This is a genomic window from Streptomyces sp. H27-D2, assembly GCF_035828615.1.
Classification (GTDB): Bacteria; Actinomycetota; Actinomycetes; order Streptomycetales; family Streptomycetaceae; genus Streptomyces.
Genome location: NZ_JAYMZR010000054.1, coordinates 15,388 through 41,359 on the forward strand (window position 1 = coordinate 15,388; position 25,972 = coordinate 41,359).

The following is a 25,972-nucleotide window of genomic DNA, read 5'->3' on the forward strand; positions in this document are numbered from 1 at the left end:
ACCGGCGTCCCGTACCGGCGGGCCGTCCCGCCGGAGCGCACCATCGGGGGAGCGGCCCGAACCGACCCGGAGGTGACTGATGCGGAGCATCGATGTGCTGACCGACTCGTTCGAACGTGTCCGTGACGCGGTGCACGGCGCGGTGGAGGGGCTGTCGCCGGACGACCTGTCCGCGCGCGCCGAGGGCGAGGCGAACTCCGTCGCCTGGCTGGTCTGGCACCTCACGCGGGTGCAGGACGACCATGTGAGCGAGGTGGCCGGACAGGAGCAGGCGTGGCTCACCGACGGGTGGGCCGACCGGTTCGGGCTGCCCTTCGACCCGGCGGACACCGGATACGGGCACACGAGCGACGAAGTGGCCGCTGTGCGGGTCGAGTCGGGCGACGAGTTGCTGGGGTATTACGACGCGGTGCACGCGCGAACCCTCGCCTTCGTGGCCGGGATCGAGGACGGCGACCTCGACAAGGTCGTGGACAAGGCATGGGACCCGCCCGTGACGCTCGGCGTGCGGCTGGTGAGCGTCATCGCCGACGATCTCCAGCACGCCGGGCAGGCCGCGTTCGTACGGGGCGTCGCGCTGCGGAGGGACACAGGCTGAGCGGGCCTCGGAGCGGCGCCTGCGCGATCCGAGGGGGCCTCCTCTCGGGGGTCTGCGCCGGCCGGTCGGCAGCGGCAGCGGTAACGGTGGTGGCACCGGCGGTGGTGCCACCGGTCGCGGGATCGGCGGCCGGGGCGCGCCCGGCGATGATCGACTGGTGGCGCCCGGAAGGCGGGCTTACGGTTGACCGCAGTGATCGATCCCGGTCACAACAGCAGCCGTCCGGCGCGTGAGCCCCATCGTGAGGCCCCCATGACGAGCCCCCTGTCGACACCATCGGAGTCTGCCCAAGCCCCGGAGCGGGGCGGCGGCAGCGGTATCGCACTCCTCGTCATCGCCTCGTGCCAGCTGATGGTGGTCCTCGACATCACCATCGTGAACATTGCGCTTCCGCACATCCAGAGCTCGCTCGGCTTCTCGACCGAGAACCTGTCCTGGGTGGTCAACGCGTACACGCTCACCTTCGGCGGCCTGCTGCTGCTCGGCGGCCGGCTCGGCGACCTGCTGGGCCGCCGGCGGGTGTTCATCTTCGGCGTGCTGCTCTTCGTACTGGCCTCACTGCTCGGCGGTCTGGCCCAGGAGTCCTGGCAACTGCTCGCCGCGCGCTCCCTGCAGGGCGTCGGCGGCGCCATCGCGTCGCCCACCTCGCTGGCCCTGATCACCACGACGTTCCGCGAAGGCCCGGATCGGAACCGGGCGTTCGGGGTGTTCGCCGCTGTCTCGGCCGGCGGCGGAGCGATCGGCCTGCTCGCGGGCGGGATACTCGTGGAGTGGCTCGACTGGCGCTGGATCTTCTACGTCAACGTCCCGATCGGCCTGCTGATCGCGCTCGCCGCGCCCCGCCACATCCGCGAGTCCGAGCGCCGCTCCGGCCATTTCGACATCGCGGGGGCGCTCGTCTCCACCGTGGGCATGGTCATGCTCGTCTACGGCTTCATCCGGGCCGCGGAGGACGGCTGGAGCGATCCGCTGACGCTCGGGGCCTTCGGCGCGGCCGTCGTGCTGCTCGCCGCGTTCATCGCCATCGAACGGCAGTCGAGACAGCCCATCACCCCACTCAGGATGTTCCGCGACCGCAACCGGGCGGGCACCTACGCAATGATGCTGAGTCTCGCCGCCGCGATCTTCGGGATGTTCTTCTTCCTGACGCTGTTCGTGCAGAACATCCTCGGCTTCAGCCCCTTGCAGGCCGGACTGGCCTTCCTGCCGGTAAGCGTGGTCATCGCGGTGGGCGCGGGGCTCGCCTCCCAACTGCTGCCCAGATTCGGGCCCAAGCCGTTCATGGTGCTCGGCGCGATCCTGGCGGCGAGCGGCCTGTCCTGGCTGACCCTGACCGACATCCACAGCTCGTACCTCGGAAGCATCCTCGGACCGCTACTGGTGTTCGGCACCGGTATGGGTATGCAGTTCGTTTCCCTGACGCTGATGGCGGTCTCGGGTGTGGAACCCCGGGATTCCGGGGCGGCCTCCGGGATTCTGAACGCCACCCAGCAGGTGGGCGGTTCGCTCGGACTGTCCATCCTGGTCACGGTCTTCGGCACGGCCAGCCGCAACGAGGCCACCGACCAGGCCCCGAAGTTCCTGTCTCAGGCGACACCCGGCGAGCGGCTCCAGTTCCGGCGGACCGGCCAACTGCCCTCGCCCTGGGGCGACGAGGTGCTGACCGCCGGAGTCACCAGCGGGTTCATCGTCGCGGCCGCCTTCGCGATCGTCGCGGCGCTGGTCGCCCTGCTGGTCATCCAGGTGCGCGCCTCCGACCTCGAACGCCTCAAGGGCGGACCGGCCCTCGTGGTTCCGCCCGGTGAGGGCGACGCGCCCGCCGAAGGCGGAGCGGCCGGCGTGAGCGGAGCGGCTCCCGAGGACCGGCCGCCGGGCTGAAGTGGCCGTCGCTAGTCCCGTCCTCCGCACGTAGCTGAATCGAATGAACTGATGATCTGGCCGGTACTTCGGTGGGGTGGGGTCGTTGGGTAGGGCGTGCCGATATCTCGTTCGCGTCGTTCCCGGGTCCAGCGTCCCCGCATGGCGGTGGAGTTGACTCCCGTGGTAGAGAGGCGTCTGGGCGCTCTGCCTGCCTCTGCCGAGTTTCTGCGCCGGCTGGACGTGGCCGGGATCATCGACGAGTTGTGCCCGGTTCGGGACGTGGCTCATCTGACGCACGGGCAGGTCATCGAGGTCCTGGTCGCCAACCGGCTGTCCTCGCCCACCTCGATGGTCCGGGTGGAGGACTGGGCGCGGAAGTGGGCCGTCGAGGAGGTCTTCGGCGCGGACCCGGAATCGTTGAACGACGACCGGCTCGCCCGCGCGCTGGACGCGATCGCGCCGCACCTGGAGGAGATCACCGGCTCGGTTGGTGCCCAGGCCATCGCAGAGTTCGGCATCAACGTCGCCCAGATCCACTGGGACATGACCAGCATCTCGCTGTTCGGCGCCTACGAGGACCAGGAAGAGGGGTTCCCGCAGGTCAAGTACGCTCACCCCAAGGACCGGAGGGTCGACCTGAAGCAGATCCAGGCCGGGCTGGCCGTCAGCCGTGACGGCGGCATCCCCGTGTTCCACCGGGTCTACGACGGCGGCGCGGGCGAGGTCGCCCAGGTCGTCGGCGGCATGAAGGCCCTGCGGAAGATCGCCGAGCGCAAGGACTTCCTGCTCGTCGCGGACTCCAAACTCGTGTCCTACCCCAACATCACCGCACTGCTGGACGCAAAGGTCGACTTCGTGGCCCCCCTCCCAGCCGCCCAGGTCAAAGCAGAGCTCTACGCCGCCCTGGACGTGGAGTGCGCCCAGCTGGTCGACTACGTCAACGACCGCGACCGCGAGCGGAACACGCCCGCCGACCAGCGCGAGTCCTACCGGGTCCTGGAGGACTTTCATGTCATGGCCGGGCCGCGCAAGCGCGACCCGCAACACCGCCTGCGCAGGATCCTGGTCCACTCCACCGGCAACGCCCAAGGACAGCAGGCCGCCCGCACCAAGCGCCTGACCAGGGCAGCGGAAGACCTGGACAAACTGCAACGCTCCGCCGGAGGCCGCTACTACAACACCGCGGCGAAGGTCGAGGCCCGGATCGGTGTGATCGCCAGGACCCGGCGCGTCGCGACCTGCCTGCGCACCACCGTCACCACCGACCCCACCGGGCACCCGTCCCTCACTTGGCACTTCGTCCAAGACATCCTGGACGCCGAGACCGCCGCCGACGGCTGGTACGCCCGGCTCACCCGGCTCACCCCGGAGCAGGCCGACGCGGCCGAAGTCCTCCGGCGCTACAAAGGCCAAGGAGTGGTCGAGCGCCGCTACAGCGAGTTCAAGGGCCCCCTGGCCGTCGCACCGATCTTCCTGGAACACAACCGACGCATCGCGGCCTTGATCACCGTCATCTGCCTGGCCCTGCTGGTGTTCTGCCTGATCGAACGCCAAGTACGCCAGGCCCTGGGCCCCGAGCAGACCATGAGCGGCCTCTACCCCGACAACCGCAAGGTCCGTCCCACCGGACGCATGATCCTTTACCACCTCGATAGCCTCATGCTCCGCCCCGGCAACGCCACCAGCCCACCCACCATCCTGATCAACCAAAGAGTCCAAGCACACCTGCTAGAACTCCTCGGCATCGACGAAACAAGACCCCGCTGGCTGGAGACCTAAACCCCCACGTGCGAAGTCTGGGGCTAGTCGCGCTGGGTCATCGGCTGGACTTCGACGGCGGCCGACTCGTCGGCCGGAGGGCCGAGCGGACCGCCGGCCTGAGCGCCCCGCGGGACGGAATCCGTCCGCCCGGCCTGCCGCTGGGTGAGCCGGTGCGCCGACTCCGAGAGCCCGAGCGCGAGAAGTGCGAGCGCCGCGGCGATGAAGCTGATCCTGTTCGCCCCGACCCAGGTGATCCCGATCCCGCCGATGACCCCGGACAGGGCGATGGCGAGATACAGGATCGACGCGTGGAGCGAGATCAGGACCGAGGCCGACTTCGGGTCCAGGGTGATCAGGCGGTGCTGCTGCGGGGTGCTCATGCTGAAGGCCACGACGCCGAATACGACGATGAACGCGACGGAGGCTCCGAACGACCCCGTCGTGAGCGGCAGCACCACCAGCGCGGCCGTCACCCACACCGGCGCGACGCGCATCACCCGACGGCCACCGATCCGGTCGGCCAGCACCCCCGCGCCGTAATTGCCGAGGGTGGCGATCACACCGAGGGTGAACATGAGAACGGCCAGCCGTTGGCCGCTGCCGTCGGTGGCGGGGGCGAAGACCTCCGCCATGTAGGTGTAGAGGATGTAGACGGAGGTGAAAGTGACCATGGTGGTGGCCAGGGTGGCCAGCACTCGGCGGTCGCCGAGCGGCGCGATCTGCCGGCGCAGCCCCTCCCGCGCCGGCACGGACACCTGGCGCGGCACCAGGGCCAGCGACCCGAGCATGCCGACGACGGCCAGCCCGGCGACGAACCTGCGCGTCAGCTGCCGGTTTCTGGGGCGGGCGCGCCGGGTTGGATCTGTTCGGTCGCCCAGCGCGCCCATTCCCCGTACATGGCGCTGAAGCGCAGCCCGAATTCCAGGGCGAGGCGGCCGTTGACCGAGAGCGGGTCGTCGTCCCAGTCGATCGACGCTTCGAGACCCTTGAGGGTGGCGAGCTGCTGGGCGGCGCGGGCCTCTTCGCGGGCGAGGTAGGCGGCCGCTTCGACGGGGGTGAGGACGCCGAGGAAGAAGACTCTCAGCACTGCGTCGCTGCGCCGGTTCCGGGCGGGCTCGACCTCGGTCAGCCAGTGTCGGAGCTCGGTCAGGCCCTGGTCGGTGAGGGCGTACTCCTTGCGGCCGCGGGGCCCCTCGGCCGACACCTCCACGAGCCCGGAACCGGCGAGCCGGGCCAGCTCGCCGTAGACCTGGCTCTGGTTGGCGGGCCAGACGTTGGCGAGAGAGGTCTCGAACAGTTTCATCAGGTCGTAGCCGCTGGCCGGTTTGTCGGCCAGCAGGCCCAGCATGGCGTGACGAAGGCTCATGACCGCCACTTTACCCTCCACTCTTGACATGTCAAAGTTAGACCCTCTATATTCGACATGTCGAAGTTGGTATGTGGGAGCTGAAAGGCCGAGGGGATCTCATGAACTACCTGCGTGGCTTCATCCCGTGGATCGCGTTCGCGGTTGTCTCGTCGGCGGGCTGGCAGTGGGGCGCGGTCACGGCCCTCGTGCTAGGCGGCTGGCTGCTGGTCCAGGACCACAGGGCCGGTGCGGCGGCCGACTCCCAGATCCTTGAGCGCAGCACGGTGGTGTTCTTCGCGGCGCTCACCGTCCTGGCCTTCGCCCGTCCGCACAGCGGTCTGGAGCATTTCGACGGTGCGATGGCCCTGGGCTGGCTGGCGCTCACCGCCTGGGCGACGCTGGCCGTCGGCCGCCCGTTCACCACCGGAATCGCCCGCCGTCAGGCCCCCGAGGAAGTATGGAAGAGCCCGGTCTTCCTGCGGATCAATGTAGTGATCACCGCCGTCTGGGCTGCGGCCTTCACCCTCACCGCCTTCGCGCTGACCGCCATCGACGCCGCTGACCTGGGAAGCCTCGCGTCCATACCCGTACAGGTCGCCGGTTTCGTGTTCCCGGCCCTGTTCACCGCGCGCTACCCGGACCGCGTCCGGGCCCGCCAGGCTCAGCGCGGCGCGCAGGAGGCGTAGGGCCGCGAGGCGGTCCAGCGGCTCGCGGCCGGGGCGGGTTCCGTGCGGGGACCGGCCCCCGCCGCTCGGCGTCGTTGGGATCGGGCAGCCGGTCAGGTGAGATGTCCGGTGCCTGCGGGCGTGGCGTCGGTGGAGGCACTTCGCCCGCCGTGACACCCTCACAGAGCAGTTCGAGGGGCTCGACTCGATGCGGGGGCGGCATAGGAGTAAGTTTTGCGCGAACGGTTTGTGCTGGCCGAACGCCTCCTTGCAGATGGTCACGGCCGCGCGGGCGTCCTGCCGCCCAGTCTCGTGATGGCGAAGGCGCACCACCGCGAAACCCCGGCGTCGAAGACCGCGACGGCAACAACACCACGACGAAGAAGTTTCGACCCACACCAGGAGCCCATCTCCATGCAGCCGCCCAACCAGAAGACCAGCTCCACCCCGGCCGCAGAGCCGGTCCCCGCACAGGGGAAGCCGGACTACCGGAACGTCTTCGTGCAGCCCGTCTACCCCGACGGACAGCCTTATGAGAACGAGGAAGCAGAGAACGCGGAACTCCCGACCTTCCGCTAGCCCGCCCCGGGGTCGCCCCGCCGACAGCCGGAAAGCACCGCTGCGGACATGCGGCGGTCCCGGGTCTGCGCGGCGGCCCAGGTGCCAAGTGCGCCGAGGGCCCCGCGCGTCGACCACGGACCGGGCGGGCCCCGGGCCATCGGCCGCCGCGCTCGTTCGGTCAACCGCCCCAGGAATAGCGTGTGTTTCCCCTGCCGGAGTGTCAGGCCGGGGAATCAGGTGGCCCGCGCGCCCCTCGCGAGCGTCGCGTTTCCCCCGCGAACTCCGCCCCTCGGCACGCCCGTTCAAGCGTGTTGACTGCATGGCGGCCTTCGCAGTGAGTGGTGAAGGTGCCGCGCCTCCGGCTGTCGAGAGGCGGTACGGGACGGCCGCCGTTGATGACGTGGGAAGTCTGTTCCCGGTCTTGATGGATCCAAGGCGCCCGACGTCCTGGCTGCTCCGCCCGAGCGGCCCCCCGCCGCCAGCAGGGTCTGCGGCAGGGACACATCCGGCGCGGATCCTGCGTCTGGACGGCCTGCGTCCGGACAGTCCGCGTCGCGCCGCCCGCAGCCTCGCCGGCCAGGCCGGCGCTTCGTAGCTCCATAGCCGCGCGGCCCCGATCTGGGCGTCATGTCCGTGCCCACCCGCCGCGCCGCTGCGCCACCTCCTGCCGGCAACCCCGCCGTCCGCCAGGCCATCGCCCTGGTCTCCGCTATATATCGGATCACGATGTATCATCGATGCCATGGCTTCACGACCTCTCACCGAAGCAGGATTCTTCGTACTCCTGGCGTTGCTGGACGAACCCCGCCACGGCTACGGCATAAAGCAGGAGGCGGCCGAACTCTCCGGTCAGCGCCTCGACCTGCGGGTGGGCACCCTGTACGGGGTCCTGGACCGGCTCAGCGCCGAGGGGCTCGTCGACCACGACCGCGACGAGGTGCACCAGGGCAGGCTGCGCCGCTACTACCGCCTGACGCGGGACGGCGAGCAGGCGCTCGAAGCCGAGAGCGCCCGGATGGCCGCCAACGTACGGGCCGCGGAGCAGCGGCTGACCGGCCGCTGGCCCGCGGACGAGAGCGCCCCCGCCAAACCCGTCCGACCCGCCGCACCCGTCACACCCAGCGCACCTCGCCGGGCGCGTCCGGCCGGAGCAGGAGGAGCCGCATGAGCCCGACGACGACGCTGCTGGAGGACCGGTTCCGATTCGTTCTCCGTGTGCTGCCCGACTACTACCGGCAGGAGCGCGAGGAGGAGATGGTCGACACCTTCCTCTCCGATCGCGAACCGATCGACGAGGAGGCGTCCTTCGGCCGCCCCGGCGTCCGGGAGGTGGCCGGGGTGCTCGCGCTGGCCGTCCGCAGCCGGCTGGCGGCCCCAGGGGCTCCCGGCCGCTACGCCGCCTACGGCCGCACCGCGCGGCTGGCGACGCTGCTCGGTGTCGTCGCCCTGGCGTCGGTGGTCCTGTTCAACGTCCTGTCGGACGTGGCCGTACTGCTGGCGGGCTCGGCGGCGGACCGGCGGATCGTGCTCGACATGATGACCGAGCGCGCCGCCGGCTCCGGCTTCTCGCTGTGGGCCGTCGCCCTGTACGTGCTGCCGCTGGGCTGGATTGGCGCGTGCTTGGCTCTGCCGGCCGGTCGGTGGCGCACGGCCGCGGCCTTCTCGGCGGTGGCCACCGCGCCCGTCCTGGTCGAGCTGGCCAGGCAGGCGGCGGACGGCTTCATGCCGACCGGCGCGCCGCTGGTGTCCACCGGCTTCCAGTGCCTGGTGGCGCTGACGACGGTCGGTGCGTTCCACTCGGGCGCACCCGGAGCCGAACTCTCCAAGCGTGTCGACGAGTGGCTGCCGCCCGCGTGCTTCGCCGTGGTCCTGGCCTCGCTTCTCGCGGGGCGTCCGGTTCTGGCCTTCGAAGACTGGGCGTACGGGTGGGCCTTCCTCGTCGCCGGAACACTCTGGCTCGTCCTCAGGGCACGGTCACTCAAGCGTGCGTCGGCCCTGCGTGCGTCAGGCCCCCGCACGCCGGCCGAGCGGACCGGAGCCGAGGACCGGCTCTCGGACCCCGCTCTGCCCGCGGCACTGGCCGCAGTGGGACTGCCGATTCTCGCGGCCAGGACCTGCACCGTGGAATTCCTCGCGCACGCTTCCGGCATGCCCGCCGTGGCGTTCCCGGTGCACGCCGGGCAGGTGATCGCCATCGCCGCCCTGGAAGCGGTCCTGCTCGTCCACGCGGTACGCGCCCTGCGCCGTGAACCCCGCACCCGGCCGATGAGCGCAACGCGTGAAGGTACGGCCATCCCCGGCCGGTAGTGCGGTGGCCCCGTGGCGCCGCAATCCCGTAGCCGGACGGACAGGCCGCTCGCGCCGGGAAGGCCGTTCGTGCGTCGACGGGGCCTGCGTTCTCGCTCCACCACCGACTGGTGCAGCGGGGGCGTCCGGGGCAGGCTGTCCGCATGGGACTGAAGCTGTATCAAATCGCTGTCGACGCCCACGACCTGCCCGCACAGGCCAGATTCTGGTGCCGTGCCCTGGACTGGCGCATCCTCTTCGAGGACCCCGAGGAGGTCGTGATCGGGGCGGACCCGCTCGCGTATCCCGGCCTTGTGTTCGTGCCCGTGGCGGAGGGGAAGACGGTCAAGAACCGGCTACACCTCGACTTCAGCCCGGACGACCAGGCGGCCGAGGTCGAGCGGCTGCTGGCGCTCGGGGCGCGGCGGGCGGACGTCGGGCAGAGGCCGGATGTGACCTGGACGGTTCTTTCCGACCCGAACGCGCCGTACTAGCAGTTCTAGAGAGTAGCCCCAGGTCAGCAGGTATGGAAGAGCCCCGTCCACGCGCCACGGGGGCAGCGCACGGACGGGGCCGCTGGTCCAGCGGTTCAGACCGTCCAGGACTCCGAGGGATCATCGAGCCATGCGGCGAGTCCTTCCGGGGTGACCGTGAGCCCGAACCGCTGATACGGGGGGCTGTCCCGCTCCAGCCACCACCGGTAGGCGCTCTCTGCCTCGTCCCACAAGTGGCGTGGCCCTCCTTGCCACACGTGCCCGCCGTTCCGCCCGTCCACGAACATCACGCACGCCCATGACCGGTCTTTGAGGCCGTAGAGCCACACCGACCGCACACCGTCGCTCTTGGCTGTCATCACTTGCACGCAGTCCCGGACGCGGAGCCCCAGCACGAATTCCAGCGGATCGAACGATCCTCGGCACCATTGTGACTCTGTGACCGTCGTGTCCGACTCCAGGCCCGACCGGATGCCGTCCTCTCCGACGTATTCGGCGTGCGTCACCGGGGGCAGCCGCTGCGCCCGGATTTTCATGAACTCGACCGGTCCCGTAAAGGCACCCACTGCTGCCTCGCCGTCCGCAGCGACGACCAGCCGGGCGACAGCATCTTGGTTGCTGAAGTGGGTACCCCACGGGCTCACGATGACCGCACCGGGGCGGGCTTGTTCGATCCAGGCATGGGGAATTCGACGAAGTCCGCATGTGACCATGATCCGGTCGTATGGGGCTCCGGGAGGATGCCCGTTGAAGCCATCCCCGGTAATGACCGTGGGAGCGGCTCCAAGCCGTGTCAGCGCGGTGCGCGCGTGGTTGGCGACGTTGGGGTCTACCTCGATTGAGGTCACGTTCACGTCTCCGAGCCGGTGTGCGAGAAGCGCTGTTGTCCACCCTGTTCCTGTGCCGATGTCCAAGACCCGGTTACCAGGTTGAACGTCCAAGTCCCGGAGCATGGAGAACACCACGGACGGCATGGATGCCGAACTTGTGGACAGCGTGCCCGGTTTGGCTCCCTGGTGCTTTCCGTCGTCCCATTGCGTGACGATGGGGACATCGGCGTCCGCGTACCTCTGCCAAACCTTCGGGTCCGTGGACTGGTCCACGGCTACCGTCTGCCGGGTATCCATGTCGTACGCCCACATGAGGTCTGGCAGGAATGCCGATCGGGGAACCGCCGCGAATGTGGGGGCCCAGTCAGGCACGAGAGCACCCGATTTAACGAGCCTGGAACCAAGTTCACTGAGAGCGTCCCACCCCTCATTCTCGCTCACAGGTAGAACACCTCACCGGGCGGAATCAGTGATCCGGGTCCGCCGTCTGGGTGCGGCTTCTGCGGGTACGGTTCGGGCTCCTTTGGTTGAGGCCACGGCTCGCCCGGCGTGGTGCTCACTGTTGTGGTCATGTACTCACTCCCTTGTGTTGTGGAGGCTTAGCCCCGTCCCTGCCGGGATTCCGAATCGAGTACGGGGGAGCCCCGAATTCGGTACGTCCGGCAGGGACGGGAGTCATGAGGCGGAGAGGCAGCGGGGGCAGTTCACGGCGCGAGTCCATACGGTCTTCTCGTCGCTGGCTTTTCCAGCGCCGCATACCGACTTCAACTCATCTGTGCGCCGTGAGTCCTGTAGCGGGCCGGTGAGCTTGTGCACGGTCATCACGTCTTCCCCGACCGTGCCTGCTGCCCAATCCGTCGTCTCGTCGGGTCGCGTCTTCGTGGTCATGACTTGCCCTTCTGCCGTTGCTTGTGCAGCCTGCCGACCGCTACTAGTTGCCGCTGCTCCCACTCACTTGCCGGGCGGAGTCTCCGGTAATGGACGTGCCAACTAAGGCCAGTTGGACGGCTCATTTCGATGAATGGCGCGTCCACCTCCCGCACCGTGCCCGGCATTTCGTAGTCGCGATCGAAGATGACTGCGCCAACGGGGATTTCTTCCGGCGTGGCAAAGGCAGGCTTGAACCGGACGCTACGCGGGGGCTTTGCAACCGGGTGCTGAGCGCTCATGATCGGTCGGCCCTCCGGTGAGGGTGGTTCGCGATCTCTTCGTTGCACTGCCGGAGCGTGACGGGGCTTCCCATGGTTCGGGCCGTCTCGCGCTGCCTGGCAAGGGCCCCGCACACATCGCAGCCGTCCACGGGCACGGGCTCAAGGGCGGGGCTGTGAAGCGCCGGTACGGTTGTCTCAGCCATGGTCGCTGTGCCCCTTCGTGGTGGTCGCGTTGCCAACCTGAGCACAACGTTCCGCCGTGGTGGGTAGCCTCACCAGTAGGGCGGCTGGACACGCCCAACTGTCCAACCAATCAAGGGGGGTTCGTACATATGACCGCTGAAACAGTTGGCGCAGACCCGACCGACCCCACGTCGTCAGCACTCGCCCACTTCGGGGCAGAGGTCCGGTTGGAACGCGAAGCGTTAGGGCTCTCCCGTGCAGACTTCGGCAAAGAGGCCACGTGTGGGTACGACCTGGTGGCCAAGATCGAGAAGGGGCAGCGGGTACCACCACGAGAGTTCGCGGAAGCCTGTGATCGGGTGTTCCCGCACGCGAACGGCCGGTTCCTGCGCCTGTGGCCCCTCGCCCTGAAGTTCGCGTATCCCGCGTGGTTCCGGGGCTACGTCGAGCTTGAAGAGAAGGCGACGCACATTCGTCTGTTCCACCCTCTGCTAGTTCCGGGCCTTGTCCAGACCGAGGAGTACGCACGGGAGGTTCTGCGGGCTGGACGGCCAGAGAACCTAGACGACGCCGTGACGATCCGCATGGAACGACAACGTGTACTCGTCAAGGATGATCCGCCCCGCCTATGGCTGGTGTTGAGCGAGTACGTACTACGCCGTACCTCTGTGGGGGACGCTGCCGTCATGCGTGGCCAGCTTCAGCGGCTCAGGGACCTTGCCGAGACCCCGCGTCACATCCTCCAGATCCTTCCGGAGGAGGCTGGACCGGTCCACGGTGGCAGCAACCCCTTCGGTGTGCTGTCCTTCAGAGAAGGAGCCGACGTGGTGCACGTGGACGGCTTCCCAACCGGGTACATCGTTGCCGACACAGCCCCCGTCTCAGAGGCCCAGAATGCCTATGATCTTCTCAAGGCAACGGCCCTGCCGCCGGACAAGTCGGCAGCCCTGATTGACGAGATCATGAAGGACGTACACGCATGACAAGCGCTCAGCAGTACCCCACCGATGCATGGCGGAAGTCGAGTTACAGCGGATCGAATCAGGGGGAGTGCCTTGAGGTCGCGGACGGCTACGCCGACGTTCCCGTACGGGACTCCAAGGACCCCCACGGGCCCGCCCTCGTGTTCGACTCTGCCGCATGGTCGGCGTTCATCCAGGACGTCAAGGGCGGGCAGTTCCCCGCCTGAACGCCTCGACCCCAACGGCCCCGTCACTCCCCGGAGCGGCGGGGCTTCGCCGTACCAGCGATCACGTATCGTGACCAAGATGGCCCCCATGTTCGCGGCGGCCTTCTCGTTGGCTTCACGCTGCCGGGCGGGGGAAGTGGTTTCGTCGGTGGTGACGCTGAGACGGATGGCGGATACGGCGCGGGGCTGATCAGAGTTCGTGTTCACCCTCGCGCTAGAGCGGGAGGGTTTCCCCTGCGTGACCTGCGAAGTTGTCGCCATGCCCGAGACCTCCAGAACGGTGTCTTAGACACGTCCGGAGACCCCGAGGGCAATGAGTTCTGCGTGCTGAGCCCGAAGGTTTCCCTCACGGAGTGACGCCCCGAGCTCCACCGCCACGCCGTTGCTCAGTCCTGGGGAGCCGTCCCGGGCGCGGCGAGCTGGTGCAGGAAGTGCGCGCAGGCCGCCGACTCGTCGGAGAAGGCGGCGACCACCTGCCAGACACCGCGTTCGAAGACGCCGGTCTGCCAGCTGTCGTCCACACGGCGCAGGAACACGAAGTCGGGTGCGATCGGGTCGGGCTCGTGCACGTCCTCGATCCATACGTAGCCCTGCGGCACGCCGGCGTGCCGCAGGGCCGACAGCAGGTCCTGACGGTGCACGGTTCAGCGCACTCCGGTCGCGGCGAGCTGTCCGGTCGCGGCGGACCGGTCGTCGTCGGGCTTGAGGTAGTTGTGCGCCAGCAGCCACTTCACGTTGAGCGCCTGCCCCTCGCCCGGGTCGAGGAACTTCGCGTCGAGCAGGACCTGCTTACCGCCGCCGGGCTGTTCGAACCACGCGGCGATGCGGCCCTTCCAGACGCTGAAAGGCCTGGTCACCTCGTACGCGTGGTAGTTGCACGGAAAGGCGGCCTCGCGCGTGGACAGGCTCTGCGGCGGCAGGGCGCGCCGGGCGTACCGGTCACCCGCCGGAGCGAGGAAGGAGCCGTACTCGGAGCCGAAGCGGTCCAGATCCTGCCCGACCCGCAGCTTGGCACGGCGCTTGTCGACCTCGCCGTTGGGCTTGACGAGGAATCCGTCGTTCGGCGGGTACTTCCAGCTGCCCTTCGCCTCGTCCCAGTACTTGGCCAGGAACGCGGGAGGCGTCAGTGCCCCGGTGCGCCGGTAGTGGGCCAGCAGCGGCCCCACGGGCTTCTCCCAGCGCGGGGGCAGCGACTCGGGACCGAGCCGCTCGTCGCCCTGGTACTTGCCGGAGCACGCTGTCCGGTCCTGCCCCGCGTCGGACGCGCGCACGGTGGCGGCGGCGGCCTCGTCCGGAGGAGCTGCTTGCGCCGTCCCGGCCAGCAGCGATCCGGCGAGCACCGCCCCGGACATCGCCATCGCCGCGCGCAGCCGCTTGAAGGTCTTCACAGTCGCCGTCGCCCCTTGAGGTCACTTGAGATCATGAGTGAACTGCTCAGCTATACCCTCCCGTCGGGAGCGTGGGGATGTATTCGGCGAGTTTCGGCTGAATGGCGTCCTTCGCCGGGCGCTCGGCGCCCCGGACACTCGGCACGACGTACGCCGCTCGGCGACCGCTCGGCGGCGCGGTGATCCCGACCGGCGCGCCCCCTTCCGCGCCCGGACCTGCGCGTGACGAAGGCGCGCAGCCCTTGGTGCGAGTGGCTGCGGGTGGGGCGGGAGCGGCGTCCGGCGCGGCTCGCGGCTGCTCTGTCCGCTGTCGCCGCTGTGAAGCCCCTGGCCGGATTCGGTCCGGGCTCCGCCCTGGCCCCGGACCGAATCCGGCCAGCGGCCGGCTGGGCCCGCGGCCGAACCGCTCGCGAAGCGCCCCGCCCCGCCGCCCCCGACGTGCGCGTTAGCCCCTCCGGCCGACCCCGCTGTCGGGATCACGCCCGCCGTCCCAAGGTGATCAGAGGCGGCCGGAGAGGCACCGGACGACTCGTGAGCCGAAGGAGACGGATGTGGGACTCGCCGGAGGGATGAGACTGGCCGCGGGCGCGCTGGCCCTGGGCGCGCTGGCGGCCTGCACGGCGCAGGGGACGACCCGGATGCACAGCGCCGCACCGAACGCGGCGACGAGCAACGGGGGCGCCCGGATGAAGACAGAGGCCGGCCGGAGCCCGTTCACGCTCGTCGCGACCGGCGACATCCTCGCCCACGCTTCGATCATCCGGCAGGCCAAGGCGGACGCGGGCGGCTCCGGGTACGAGTTCCGCAAGATGCTGGCGGGCGCCAAGCCCATGGCCACCAAGGCCGACCTCGCCATCTGCCACATGGAGACCGTCTACGGAGCGGACGGCGGCCCCTTCACCGGCTACCCGAACTTCAAGACCCCGCCGCAGGTCGCGGGGGCGATCAAGGACACCGGCTACGACAGCTGCTCGACCGCCTCCAACCACACCCTGGACGCCGGGGCGGCGGGCGTGGCCCGGACGCTGGTGGCGATGGAGAGGGCGGGACTCAGGCACGTGGGCTCCGCCCGCTCGGCGGCGGAGCGGGACGAGCCCGTGCTGATCAAGGCGGGGGGCGCGACCGTCGCACAACTCGCCTACGCCTACGGCACCAACGGCATCCCGCTTCCCGACGGCAGCCCGTGGATCGTCAATCTCATCGACCCGGAGCGGATCATCGCGGACGCCCGCGCCGTCCGTCGCGCGGGAGCCGACGTCGTCGCGGTGAGCGTCCACTGGGGGACCGAATGGCAGGAGAAGCCGAATGAGCAGCAGCTGTCGGTGGCCGACCGGCTCACCCGCTCCAGCAGCGGCGGCCGTCGTGACATCGACCTGATCCTGGGCACGCACGCTCATGTCCCGCAGGCGTACGAGAAGGTCAACGGCACCTGGGTCGTCTACGGGATGGGCGACCAGGTCGCCGGAGTGATGAACGACCCGCGCGGCAGTATGGGTTCGGCCGCCCGCTTCACCTTCGCGCCGCCGGCCGCGGCCGGGAAGCCGTGGAAGGTGAAGAAGGCCGAGTTCATTCCGTACCTGATGGACAGCGAGCCCACTCTGCGGGTCGTCGCTCTCAACGCACCGCAGACCCTGCGAGCCAAGCGCGCCGATTACACGAAGGCCCGTACGACCATCCGCGACGCCGTCCTGAGCAGGGGCGCCGACGACGACGGGCTGACCATGAGCCGCTGAGCCGCTGAGCCGCTGAGCCGCTGAGCCGCTGAGCCGCTGAGCCGCTGAGCCGCTGAGCCGCTGAGCGGCCGGGGAGGCGGGGTGACGGGCTGCCGTCGAGGCGATCCGCCGGTGCCTCAGGGCCGGTCGGGGTCGTCGGGTGCGAGCCAGCTGCCGTTGGTGGCGGCGTCGTCCGGATGGGCGGGCAGCCGGAGCCGGCCCTCGACGACGGCGCGAGCCACCTCCAGCAGCGGCAGCCGGTAGCGGTACGCATGGCCGCGCAGCCGCAACAGGGCCTGCGGCAGCGGGATGCCGAGCTGTACGGAGACCATCCCGGTGGCCTGGTGCAGTTCGGCGCGGTGCAGCACTGAGGCGGGGCCCATCAGGCTCGCGGGCTCGTCCGCGCCGGAGGCCCAGGCGAGCAGCGGCATGGTGAGCCGGTCGGCCAGCGCGAAGGCGTCGGTCAGGCTCTGCGCGGGGAGCGGTCCCGGGCGGGCGCGGTGGCCGGTCAGGACACCCACCGGAATCGCGCCGATCCGCAGCGGGAAGGCGAAGATCGCCCGCACACCCAGAGCGTGCACGCAGGACGGCAGACCGGGCCAGCGGTCCGACTCGGCGTCGGTCAGATCGGCGACCAGCCCGACCGCGCCCCGGCCGGCCGCGTCCGCGCTCGGCCCCAGGCCCAGGACGCACTGCAGATCCTCCAACGCGGCGGTGGCCGCACCGACATGGGCCACGAGTTCGGGCGGGGCGTCACCGTCGTCAGCCAGAGGGCGAGCCCGTCCAGGCTCAGCACGCGGGAGCACGCCTCCAGCGGCAGGCGCGACACATCCCTCCCGGCAGCGGGGAGAACGGCGGTGAGTCCGGCCATGGCGGAGCTGATCACGCCTCTTCCTTGTCCTTGATCGCCGGTGATTTCGACACACTCGCCACCCAAGCGCCCCGTCGAACCGGGCTCAGCGAGCTGGGTGGAACAGTGCGGGATCGGCGCTGTCCTCGGCCACCTCGCGGGCGATGTCGGTCAGCAGCTGCCGGTGACTCCTGGCGTGCCGGCGCAGCAGAACGAACGCCTCGTCGACACTGATCTCGCGGCGCGCCGCGAGGATGCCCTTGGCCTGCTCGATGATGACGCGGCTGGACAGCGCGTCGTGCAACTGGGCCGACAGGGTCTGGCTGTCGTGCATGGCCCGCTGGGACACGATGCCGATGGTGGCGACGTCCGCCAGGGCCTTGCCGAGGTTGAGCCGCAGCAGGTCCAGCGGGCCGCCGCTGCCGTCGTGGAACAGGGTCAGGGCTCCGATCACCTGCTCGCGCAGCCGCAGCGGGATGGCGGCGATGCGGTTGAAGCCGAGATCCAGGGCGCGCGGGGTGAAGTGCGGCCAGCGCTGCCGGGCGGCGCGGGTGGTGATGTCGGTGTCGGGCAGCGCCGTGCCGGTGCGGAAGCACTCGTGGCAGGGGCTCTCCTCCCAGGCCACCGCGTCCAGCTCCAGCTGCCGGATGCGGACGTCGGAGGCGGCGGCGTCCAGGATCTGGCCCTCCGGTGCCGCCAGCAGGACCCCGGCCGCGGGCACTTCCAACAGGGACACGCAGTGTTCGGTGAGCGAGTGCAAGAAATCGATCACATCGAACGGGCCGACCAGGGTGTCGGCCAAGTCGACGAACGCCTTGGCCAGGCGCTGTTCACGTAGTGCGTCTGACATTCCGAATGCCCGGCTCTTTCCCCGCACCACCCTGGCCAAGGCTTCCCCTTACGGCCCCTTGGGGGTGGTTTCCTGGGATTTATCCTAGTGCAGCGGAAGTTGGCGGGAGGTATTTCCCTCTCGTCCCACAGGTCGCTCGGGTCGTCGGGCGCGCGGGCCTGTGGCGTCGCCATGCCCGTTCAACGCGCTGAGACGTGAGAGGTCACCCGACGGGGCCGCGTGCGGAGCGGTCAGCAGGCGGCCAGGACGGCGCGCACGGTCTTGCCGCCTCCAGGGGCGCCGGTGACTTCGAACCGGCGGGAGAGATGGCGCACCAGCGCGATGCCGCGACCGCTCTCCCCGGTCTCCGTGGGGAGGGGCGAGCTGGGCCGCTGGGGACTGTCGTCCTGGACTTCGACGGTCAGCAGCCCCTCGTGCACGTGCAGCCGCAGCCGGCAGTCGCTGCGGCCGTGGCGGGTGGCGTTGGCGACCAGTTCGGAGACGACCAGCAGAGCGTCGTCCACATGCTCTTCCGGGGGCGATTCGCAGCCTTGTGCCAGGAAGGCGCTGGTGAGCTTCCGGGCCCAGCGTGCCGACGCGTCGTCACGACGCAGGGTGTACTCGACGCGTGCGGCGTGCTGACGGGTGCGCCTGTGCGCACGCATGACATTCACTCCCCCTTCATCACGGTCGACCGGCTGCCCCACCGGGAGGTGCGGGCGACGGAACCCTCGCGCGGTCGAACCTGGACCCGTGTGATGCCCGCATCGGACGGAGTCCAATCCCGTTGGCAGGCCCCGGCGGACGACGGCAGCCGCCGGGGCCTGCCCGCCCCTGCGGCTGCCGTCGTTCCGTGCGCCACGAGTCGTGCGCTACGAGCGCTTCCGGGCCACACCGCTCCAGTAGTAGGCGGCGTTCGGGTCGCTGGGCGGACCGTCCTGCGGGTGCCAGCCCATCACCGGCACCACGCCCGGCTCGATCAGCTCCCAGTCGCCGAAGAACCGCTGGACCTGCTCCCGGTCGCGCGGCACCAGCGTCATCTGCCCGCGCTCGGCGGCTTCGACGATCTCCGCCATGGCCTGCGGGTTGAAGTCCTGGCTGGGGTGGGTGATGGCGACGTGGCTGCCCGGCGGCAAGGCGTCGAGCAGCACGCCGACCCCCGCCCACGGGTCCTGCTCGTCCTTCACCAGCATCAGCACCGCCACCAGCAGCAGACCCACCGGCTGGTCGAGGTCGAGGTGGCTCGTCAGCGCCGGCTCGGCCAGCAACTGATGCGGTTCGCGCATGTCGGAGGCCAGATAGATGGTCCGGCCCGACGCCTGGTTCTCCATCAACGCCTTGGTGTGCGCCTGCACGATGGGGTCGTTGTCGACGCACACGACCCGGCTGTCCGGGGCGGCGATCTCGGTGACCGAATGGGTGTCCCCGGCCCCGGGGACACCGGTGCCGATATCGAGGAACTGGCGTATCCCGGCCTCAGCCGCCATATAGCGCACGGCGCGGCCCAGGAATCTGCGGTTCTCCAGGGCCATCGTGCGGATACTCGGGATCGCCTCCTCGAAGGCCTTTCCCAGTGACCTGTCGGCGGCGAAGTTGCTGCTGCCGCCCAGCCAGTAGTCGTACATCCGGGCGGAATGGGGCACGCTGGTGTCGATCAAGGGCGCTGCCTGCTGATCGTGCGTCATGGCTCCTGCTTCGCATGGTCGTTCCGCGGCCACCGCGACCGCTGTCGGCAGCCGAGCGTAGCGGGCGGCCGATTCGCGGCGGGATGGCCTGTCCGGCGGCTACGCCGTTGAGTGCCGGCCGTTGAGTGCCGCGCGCCCCGCGGCCGACGGCGAGAAGCAGCGTGCCGGTGTCGCTGTCGCGCGCTATGAAGTCGGCGCGGGGGCCGTGGGGGACCGCCGGGGCGGCGGAGGGGCCGGAGCCGGGGGCCCGGGAGCGGCGACCAGTGCGGTGTGGCGGCCTACGGCGCGGTCGTGGCGGTGGCGGTGTCGCCCAGTGGCAGCAGCGCGCCTGCGGCCAGGGCGAACGCGGCTATCGCGAGCGGTCCACGCGGAGGGGTGTGCGCGTACGAGAGGAGATGGGGTATCCGCATGGGAGGCGTCCTTGCGTCGGTCCGGCCTCCCGTATCAGGAGGCAGGTTCTGGGTCGGGCTCCTCATTGTCTGCGTCGCGCGACCGGTCGTGCCAGGCGGAGAGGACCGAACGGGTACCGGGTCGGCCCGGCCTCGATATGCTGCGCCGCGACGGCGGGCGCAGCGCGGCGATCTTCCGCGAACTGGGCGACCGATGAGGCCGGTTGCAGACCGTCGCCCCGCTCGCGGCGCTGGCCGAGATCAGCGGCGACTACACCGAAGCCGCCCGGACGCACCGCGAAGGCCTGATCATCGCCGAGGAACTCGGGCTGCGGACGGAGGCCGCGGGCCGGCTGTCCGGCCTCGGCCGGATCGCGCTGCTGACGGGAGACCTCGACCGGGCGCGGGAGTTCCACGAACGCGCCAAGCGGCTGGCAGCCGAGCAGAGCTTCACGTTCGGTGAGATCTACGCCGGGATCGGCCTGGGGCTCGGAGCGCGCAGGGAAGGCCGGCTGGACGCCGCCGAGGCGCACCTGCGCAGGGTGCACGAGTGGTACGAGCGGGCGGCCCCGGAGCCGGGCAACGCGCTGGTCCTGGCCGAACTCGGCTTCGTCGCCGAGCAGCGGGGCGACGCGGTCGCGGCCATGTCCCTGCACCTGGACGGCTACACCGCCGCGCACGCCACCCGCGACCCCCGGGCTCTCGCACTGGCCATCGAAGGGCTGGCCGGCGCCTCCGCCCTGGCCGGCCGTCATGCCGTCGCCGCTCGGCTGCTGGGCGCGGCGGCCACCGCGCGGGTGGCGGCGGGAGCGCCGCTGCCGGCGGGCGAGCGCGGCGACGTCGACCGCATCACGACGTCGGCCCGCGAAGCCTTGGGCCAGGAGGCCTTCCGTGCGGAGTTCGCACGCGGCGAGCGGCTGAGTCCGGACGAGGCCCGCGCGCTGGTCGCTGCCTGAGCTGCGCGGAGGGCGGTACGGGCGGGGCTTCGCCTGAACCGCGTCGAGCCGCGCCGCGCCCGTCCCGGCGACGTGGCCACGGCCGCCCCCACACAACCGAAGAATTAGCAGAACCCCCCGTATGAACCCCATTCGCGCCCGTGTGTGGTTTCCTGAACGATCCAGCGGAGGGAACCATCCGCCTCTCCTGGATGCCAGGCCTCTGTCACCCCTTCCGGACCTCCGGGGAGGGGCGACGCGGTGCGATCGGGGGCGGCCGGCGGGGCGTGTGCCGCCCCGGGCGCCGACGGTGCGGTTGTGCCGGTGTTGATCAGGCTTGATTCTGGAGGTAATAAACCAGGCTGGGTTGGTTCCATGAGTGTGTGGAAAGCGGCGGAGAGTGCCGATTTCCGTGGTCCCCTCGACGTCACCAGGGCTGCCACGGCGGTCCTGGACGCCCGGGGTGTGGTCATCGGATGGAGTCCCGCTGCCGAGGAACTCCTGGGGTTTCCGCCGGACGAGATCGTCGGGCAGCCCGTGGACACCTTCCTGCCGCCCCGTACGGCCCCCTTGCCCGGACCGGGCGAGCGGCCCCCGCCGGCTCCGATGAGCGGCAGCGAAGCCCGGATCGCCCGGCATCGGGACGGCCGCGAGCTGCGGGTGGCGACCACGGTGTGCCCGCTGGCGGACACCGGTGCAGGGCCGACGCGTGTGCTGGTGGTCGCGGAGCTGGAGGGGCTGCGGCTGTGGGAGTCGCGGCAGGCCATGCTGCACGGACTGGCCACCCAGTCGCCCATCGGCCTCGCCATCTACGGCACCGACCTGCGCCTGACCTGGTCCAACGCGGCCTACGGAAAGGAGATCGGGCGCTCGCTCCAGGAGTATGTGGGGATGCGGGCCGACGAGCTGTACCCCGGTGGCGAGTTCGTGACCGAGGGGTACCCGCACTCGCTCGACGAGGTCATGCGGTTCGTGCTCGACACCGGCGAACCGGTCCTCGACCTGCACTTCCGCGGTCAGCAGCCCAGCTCCCCCGGCACCGACCACGTCTGGTCCTGTTCGTACTACCGGCTCCAGGACGCCCGGGGCCAAGTGCTGGGAGTGTGCGAGGACGCCTTCGACATCACCGAGCGCTACCAGGCCCAGCGGCGGCTGTCCCTGCTGGTGGAGGCCGGCGGCCGGATCGGCAGCACGCTGGACATGGCCGTCACCGCGCGGGAGATCACCGAGGTGGCCGTCCCGGACTTCGCCGACTCGGTCACGGTCGACCTCGTGACGGTCGTCCTGGACGGGGAGGAGCCGGGTCCCGGCGGCGAAGCCGTGCGGGCCCTGGTCCGGATGGCGTCGCGTTCGGCCCCGGTGGCCGGCCGGGACGGCGCCGGGGAAGCGTCGGAGCAGCACCGCGTCGCGTACCCGCCGGGCTCGCCCCAGGACCGCAGCCTCGCCTCCGGCGGTCTCGTGCTGGAGGAGAACGTGCTGGTCGTGCCGCTGCGCACGGGAAACAGCGCCTTGGGGCTGGTCACCTTCGAGCGCGGCATCCAGTTGGCCGTCTTCGACGGCGGCGAGATCGCCCTCGCCGATGAGCTGGTGACCCGTACCGCGGTGTGCATCGACAACGCCCGCCGCTTCACCCGCGAGCGCGCCTCGGCCCTCGCACTCCAGCGCAATCTGCTGCCGCAGCACCTGCCTCCGCAGTCGGCGGTCGAGGCGGCCTACCGCTATCTGCCCACCGACGACCTGGCGGGCGTCGGCGGCGACTGGTTCGACGTCATCGCGCTGTCCGGCACCCGGGTCGGGCTGGTGGTCGGCGATGTGGTCGGGCACGGTTTGCAGGCGGCGGCCACCATGGGGCGGCTGCGGACGACCGTACGGGCCCTCGCCCAGCTGGACCTGTCCCCGGATGAGCTGCTGGCCCGGATGGACGACCTGGTGGGCCAGTCGGCCGGGGAGCAGGCGACCGCGTTCGGCACGGACAGCGGCCCCTACGACGACATGGCCACCGGCGTGACCTGCCTCTACGCGGTCTACGACCCGGTCTCCCGGCGGTGCACCATGGCTCGCGCCGGGCATCTGCCGCCGGCGGTCGTCGACCCGGCGGGCGGCCTGTCGTTCCCGGACCTGCCGGCCGGACCGCCGCTGGGACTGGGCGGTCTGCCGTTCGAGTCGATGGAGATCGAACTACCGGTGGGCAGTCTCATCGCCCTCTTCACCGACGGCCTGGTCGAAGCGCGCGACCGCGACATCGACGAGGGGCTCGACACCCTGGGCCGGGTGCTCAGCGACCACACCCGGCCGCTGGAAGAACTGTGCGACCGCGCCTTGGCCGAGCTGCTGCCCGACGGGACCGCCGCCGACGACACGGCTCTGCTGCTCGTCCGGACCCGGGAGCTGGACGCCAGTCAGGTCGCGAGCTGGGAACTGCCGGCCGAGCCGGTCGCGGTCGGCAAGGCCAGGGAGCTGGCCACCGGCCAACTGGAGCACTGGGGCCTGGGCGAGCTGTCCTTCGCGACCGAGCTGGTCGTGAGCGAACTCCTCACCAACGCCATCCGGCACGCGACCGGCCCGCTGCACCTGCGCCTCATCCGCGACCGGACCCTGCTGTGCGAGGTCTCGGACACCGGACACACCTCTCCCCACCTGCGGCACAGCGCGGTCGACGACGAGGGTGGGCGCGGCCTGTTCATCGTCGCGCAGCTCGTCCAGCGGTGGGGAACGCGCTACACCCGGTCAGGGAAGACCATCTGGACGGAACAGAGCTTCCCGTCCGAGAACGTCGGCGGCCCCGGCCCGTTCTACTGACGGATTCAGACGGATCCGGACGGATCCGGACGGGCCCAGGCGGGGAGCGCCAAACCGCAGGCGGGTTGGGCGCGACCGGAGAAGGTCCGTGTTTCATGCTGTGTTCCTCCTTGAGTCGCCTTGCTCTCCGTTGACGTTTCGGGCTGACCCGAGGAATCTGCGAGCGGCGTATATGTGACGACTCGGCAGCTCGCAGATGTACGGTGCATCCAACTGGGCGGTGTCGTCTACGCACCGGCCCGGTGTCCTACCGCCTCGGATACCGGAGAACCACATGCGCAACAGATCCGTGCCGGCCGCGCTGAGCTTCGCCGCGGCGGCCGTCCTGGCCCTCACGGCCGCCGCCGTCCCCGCCGCCGCGACGCCCCCGGCAGCCGGCGGCCCGGCAGCCGGGACCGCCGCCTCGCCGGGCGCCCACTGCCCGCAGCTGTCCGGCAAGCTCCACTGGTACGGCGACAACCGCGCCCGACTCCAGCGCACGATCGACGAGCGCGGCCGATGCCGCACCCCGCACCCGGGCCCCGAGGGCCGCCCCGTGGCCGCCTTCGACTGGGACAACACCGTCGTCAAGAACGACACCACGGACGCCACGCTCGCCTGGGCCCTCAAGCACGACAAGATCCTGCGCCCCGCGAGCTGGAGCAGGACCAGCAAATGGCTGACCCCGGCGGCCGACCGCGCGCTCACCGAGGCCTGCGGCACCTCGGTCCCGGCGGGCCGCCCGCTGCGCACCTCCACCAACACCCGGTGCACCGACGAGATCTTCGAGATCCGCGCCGAAGCGAAGACCATGAGCGGCCGGGCCGCCTTCGCGGGCGCCTGGAACCACCGCCGTACGGTGCCCCAGTACGCCTGGGTCCCGCAGCTCTTCGCCGGACGCACCCCCGCTCAGCTCACCGGGTACGCGAAGCAGGCCCGCGACGAGGCCCTCGCCGCGCCGGTGGGCAGCAAGCAGACGGTCGGCACCCACACCATCCCCGGCTACATCCGCTACTACCCGCAGCAGAAGGACCTCATCCAGACGCTCCGACGGGCGGGATTCAACGTCTACATCGTCTCCGCCGGGGCCGAACCGGTCACCGACGCCTGGGCGGGCGGCGTCGGCGTCGACAGCGCGCACACCATCGCGATCCGCAGCGTCCTGCGGCACGGCCGCATCACCACCGGCACCGAGGGCTGCGGCGACACACCGGCCGGCCAGGGCGAGGCCATCCCGTACATCGACGGCAAGCGCTGCTGGATCAACCAGGACATCTACGGCGTCAAGGGCGCCGCGGCCTGGCACCGGCAGCGCCCCGCGCACCGCATCGCGCTGGGCGGAGGCGACGCGAACACCGACGTGACCTTCGTCGGCGACGCCACCGGCGCGCACCTCGTCCTCAACCGCAACCAGGACGAGGTGATGTGCCGCGCCTACGACGACGCGGACGGGCGGTGGGTCATCAACCCGATGTTCATCGAGCCACTGCCGCGCAGGAGCACCGCGTACCCCTGTTCCACGTCCGGCTACACGAACCCGGACGGCTCGCTCGGACCGGTGCTGCGCCAGGACGGCAGTGTGGTGCCCGACCAGAGCGATCACGTGCACGGCGGCTGACCGGCACGGCCCTCGTCAACGCGGCCGCGCCCGTTCCCGGTGGGGGCGGGCGCGTCCCCCGTTACGAGGGCCGCGTCCAGGGCTGGGTGGAGCGGGCGTGGAAGGCCACCGCGACGACCGTCCCCGTCAGGATGAGAGAGGCGAACAGCAGCGGGAGCGTCGCGGAGGCGTGCAGGGCCGTGATCGCGCCGATCAGCGCCCCGAGGAACATCGAGGCAGCGGAGAGCAGCCGTCGGCCGACCTTGCCGTCACTTCCCCCGGCGAGCCGTCCGTCGGCGGCGACGCCGGTGATCGTCATGGTCAGCACGGTCGTGGTGAGGTCGGGGACGGCCAGCCGGCGGGCGGCGGCGTTCTGCGCGCCCATGCCCAGACCGAGCAGCGCGATCAGCAGATAGCGGCCCGCTCCGGTGAACGGCTCGGACGCCACCGCACCGCACACGCACGCCGCCACGACGAAGAACGTCTCGGTGAGCGCGGTCCCGAGCAGCATCCTGCCCCGGTGCGCGGGGAAGCGGTTGGCGATACGGCCGCCGAGCAGCGCCCCGGTGGCGAACGCCAGCAGCGAGACCACCGAGGCCCACAGCGAGAACGACGCGGCGCCCGCCAGCGAGAAGGCCATGAAGACGACGTTGCCGGTCATGTTGGCGACGAAGACGTGGCCGAGCAGCAGGTAACTGAACGCGTCGACGAGGCCGGTGACGACGGTCAGCGCGATGAGGAGCGGCGGCAGGGGCCCGTGCCGGTCGTGCGGCGCGGGGACGAGGGTGGTCCAGACGTCCCGCAGGGGTGCGATCACCGGATGCCTCCTTCGGTTGCTCGGGTTTCAGTCGCTCGGGGGAGGGGGCCGGCGCTGGATTTCGTC

Annotated in this window: 25 protein-coding genes; 14 read left to right on the forward strand and 11 right to left on the reverse strand. The window is 70.5% G+C overall.

The window, feature by feature from the left end:
* Window positions 1-79 precede the first annotated feature (79 nt).
* From QMK28_RS20620 to QMK28_RS20630, 3 genes are all read left to right on the forward strand, one after another.
* Window positions 80-598 (forward strand): mycothiol transferase, encoded by a 519-nt coding sequence (locus QMK28_RS20620; protein ID WP_326440077.1) that lies wholly within the window; start codon window positions 80-82, stop codon window positions 596-598.
* 252 nt (window positions 599-850) lie between these two features.
* Entirely contained in the window at window positions 851-2,476 is a 1,626-nt protein-coding gene (locus QMK28_RS20625; protein ID WP_326440079.1) for an MFS transporter, read from the forward strand.
* A 162-nt stretch (window positions 2,477-2,638) separates the two neighbouring features.
* A complete protein-coding gene (locus QMK28_RS20630) occupies window positions 2,639-4,237 on the forward strand; it encodes an IS1634 family transposase (RefSeq protein WP_326440081.1) in 1,599 nt (532 codons plus the stop codon).
* 23 nt (window positions 4,238-4,260) lie between these two features.
* Here QMK28_RS20630 and QMK28_RS20635 read toward each other — a convergent pair whose 3' ends face one another.
* Window positions 4,261-5,007 (reverse strand): hypothetical protein, encoded by a 747-nt coding sequence (locus QMK28_RS20635; RefSeq protein WP_326440083.1) that lies wholly within the window; start codon window positions 5,005-5,007, stop codon window positions 4,261-4,263.
* Between the two features lie 35 nt (window positions 5,008-5,042).
* Window positions 5,043-5,585 carry a PadR family transcriptional regulator gene (locus QMK28_RS20640; protein ID WP_326440085.1) on the reverse strand — a complete coding sequence of 181 codons (543 nt, stop codon included), beginning with the start codon at window positions 5,583-5,585 and terminating at the stop codon, window positions 5,043-5,045.
* Between the two features lie 101 nt (window positions 5,586-5,686).
* Here QMK28_RS20640 and QMK28_RS20645 point away from each other — a divergent pair, with 101 nt between their 5' ends.
* The 5 genes from QMK28_RS20645 (at window position 5,687) to QMK28_RS20665 (ending at window position 9,573) form a co-directional block, all read left to right on the forward strand.
* Complete coding sequence (locus QMK28_RS20645; protein WP_326440087.1) at window positions 5,687-6,253, forward strand: hypothetical protein; 567 nt, start codon at window positions 5,687-5,689, stop codon at window positions 6,251-6,253.
* Window positions 6,254-6,466: 213 nt separating this feature from the next.
* Entirely contained in the window at window positions 6,467-6,811 is a 345-nt protein-coding gene (locus QMK28_RS20650) for a hypothetical protein (protein WP_326440089.1), read from the forward strand.
* A gap of 724 nt (window positions 6,812-7,535) precedes the next feature.
* The gene (locus QMK28_RS20655) at window positions 7,536-7,961 is read left to right on the forward strand and encodes a PadR family transcriptional regulator (RefSeq protein WP_326440091.1); all 426 of its coding nucleotides are present in this window, start codon (window positions 7,536-7,538) and stop codon (window positions 7,959-7,961) included.
* A complete protein-coding gene (locus QMK28_RS20660; RefSeq protein ID WP_326440093.1) occupies window positions 7,958-9,100 on the forward strand; it encodes a hypothetical protein in 1,143 nt (380 codons plus the stop codon). Before QMK28_RS20655 ends, QMK28_RS20660 begins: the two co-directional genes overlap by 4 nt.
* A gap of 143 nt (window positions 9,101-9,243) precedes the next feature.
* Window positions 9,244-9,573: a VOC family protein gene (locus tag QMK28_RS20665; RefSeq protein WP_326440095.1), complete on the forward strand. Its 330-nt coding sequence runs from the start codon at window positions 9,244-9,246 to the stop codon at window positions 9,571-9,573.
* Between the two features lie 95 nt (window positions 9,574-9,668).
* On the opposite strand, the gene QMK28_RS20670 is transcribed toward QMK28_RS20665, so the two are convergent.
* A complete protein-coding gene (locus QMK28_RS20670) occupies window positions 9,669-10,844 on the reverse strand; it encodes a methyltransferase domain-containing protein (protein ID WP_326440097.1) in 1,176 nt (391 codons plus the stop codon).
* A 1,042-nt stretch (window positions 10,845-11,886) separates the two neighbouring features.
* On the opposite strand from QMK28_RS20670, the gene QMK28_RS20675 reads away from it, so the two are divergent.
* Window positions 11,887-12,720: a helix-turn-helix domain-containing protein gene (locus QMK28_RS20675; protein WP_326440099.1), complete on the forward strand. Its 834-nt coding sequence runs from the start codon at window positions 11,887-11,889 to the stop codon at window positions 12,718-12,720.
* Window positions 12,717-12,926 (forward strand): DUF397 domain-containing protein, encoded by a 210-nt coding sequence (locus QMK28_RS20680; RefSeq protein ID WP_326440101.1) that lies wholly within the window; start codon window positions 12,717-12,719, stop codon window positions 12,924-12,926. The genes QMK28_RS20675 and QMK28_RS20680 overlap by 4 nt, the downstream gene beginning before the upstream one ends.
* Window positions 12,927-13,312: 386 nt before the next feature.
* Here QMK28_RS20680 and QMK28_RS20685 read toward each other — a convergent pair whose 3' ends face one another.
* Both QMK28_RS20685 and QMK28_RS20690 read right to left on the reverse strand, forming a co-directional pair.
* Complete coding sequence (locus tag QMK28_RS20685; RefSeq protein WP_326440103.1) at window positions 13,313-13,567, reverse strand: hypothetical protein; 255 nt, start codon at window positions 13,565-13,567, stop codon at window positions 13,313-13,315.
* A gap of 3 nt (window positions 13,568-13,570) precedes the next feature.
* Window positions 13,571-14,284: a TNT domain-containing protein gene (locus QMK28_RS20690; protein WP_326440138.1), complete on the reverse strand. Its 714-nt coding sequence runs from the start codon at window positions 14,282-14,284 to the stop codon at window positions 13,571-13,573.
* A gap of 599 nt (window positions 14,285-14,883) precedes the next feature.
* Between QMK28_RS20690 and QMK28_RS20695 the strand changes: the two genes are divergently transcribed.
* Window positions 14,884-16,047 carry a CapA family protein gene (locus tag QMK28_RS20695; RefSeq protein ID WP_443050780.1) on the forward strand — a complete coding sequence of 388 codons (1,164 nt, stop codon included), beginning with the start codon at window positions 14,884-14,886 and terminating at the stop codon, window positions 16,045-16,047.
* A gap of 116 nt (window positions 16,048-16,163) precedes the next feature.
* On the opposite strand, the gene QMK28_RS20700 is transcribed toward QMK28_RS20695, so the two are convergent.
* The 5 genes from QMK28_RS20700 to QMK28_RS20720 all read right to left on the reverse strand — a co-directional run bounded on the left by QMK28_RS20700 (window position 16,164) and on the right by QMK28_RS20720 (window position 19,800).
* On the reverse strand, window positions 16,164-16,763 hold the full coding sequence (locus QMK28_RS20700) for an ANTAR domain-containing protein (RefSeq protein WP_326440105.1): 600 nt from the start codon (window positions 16,761-16,763) through the stop codon (window positions 16,164-16,166).
* A 219-nt stretch (window positions 16,764-16,982) separates the two neighbouring features.
* Complete coding sequence (locus QMK28_RS20705; protein ID WP_326440107.1) at window positions 16,983-17,726, reverse strand: GAF and ANTAR domain-containing protein; 744 nt, start codon at window positions 17,724-17,726, stop codon at window positions 16,983-16,985.
* A gap of 230 nt (window positions 17,727-17,956) precedes the next feature.
* A complete protein-coding gene (locus QMK28_RS20710; protein ID WP_326440109.1) occupies window positions 17,957-18,370 on the reverse strand; it encodes an ATP-binding protein in 414 nt (137 codons plus the stop codon).
* 207 nt (window positions 18,371-18,577) lie between these two features.
* Window positions 18,578-19,390: an SAM-dependent methyltransferase gene (locus tag QMK28_RS20715; protein WP_326440111.1), complete on the reverse strand. Its 813-nt coding sequence runs from the start codon at window positions 19,388-19,390 to the stop codon at window positions 18,578-18,580.
* 278 nt (window positions 19,391-19,668) lie between these two features.
* Window positions 19,669-19,800: a hypothetical protein gene (locus tag QMK28_RS20720; protein ID WP_326440113.1), complete on the reverse strand. Its 132-nt coding sequence runs from the start codon at window positions 19,798-19,800 to the stop codon at window positions 19,669-19,671.
* 203 nt (window positions 19,801-20,003) lie between these two features.
* Between QMK28_RS20720 and QMK28_RS20725 the strand changes: the two genes are divergently transcribed.
* The 3 genes from QMK28_RS20725 (at window position 20,004) to QMK28_RS20735 (ending at window position 25,110) form a co-directional block, all read left to right on the forward strand.
* Entirely contained in the window at window positions 20,004-20,735 is a 732-nt protein-coding gene (locus tag QMK28_RS20725) for a hypothetical protein (protein ID WP_326440115.1), read from the forward strand.
* 354 nt (window positions 20,736-21,089) lie between these two features.
* Window positions 21,090-23,513: a SpoIIE family protein phosphatase gene (locus QMK28_RS20730; protein WP_326440117.1), complete on the forward strand. Its 2,424-nt coding sequence runs from the start codon at window positions 21,090-21,092 to the stop codon at window positions 23,511-23,513.
* 274 nt (window positions 23,514-23,787) lie between these two features.
* Window positions 23,788-25,110, forward strand: a complete 1,323-nt coding sequence (locus QMK28_RS20735) for a haloacid dehalogenase-like hydrolase (protein WP_326440119.1) — start codon at window positions 23,788-23,790, stop codon at window positions 25,108-25,110.
* Window positions 25,111-25,171: 61 nt separating this feature from the next.
* On the opposite strand, the gene QMK28_RS20740 is transcribed toward QMK28_RS20735, so the two are convergent.
* The gene (locus QMK28_RS20740) at window positions 25,172-25,906 is read right to left on the reverse strand and encodes a YoaK family protein (RefSeq protein ID WP_326440121.1); all 735 of its coding nucleotides are present in this window, start codon (window positions 25,904-25,906) and stop codon (window positions 25,172-25,174) included.
* Between the last annotated feature and the right edge of the window lie 66 nt (window positions 25,907-25,972).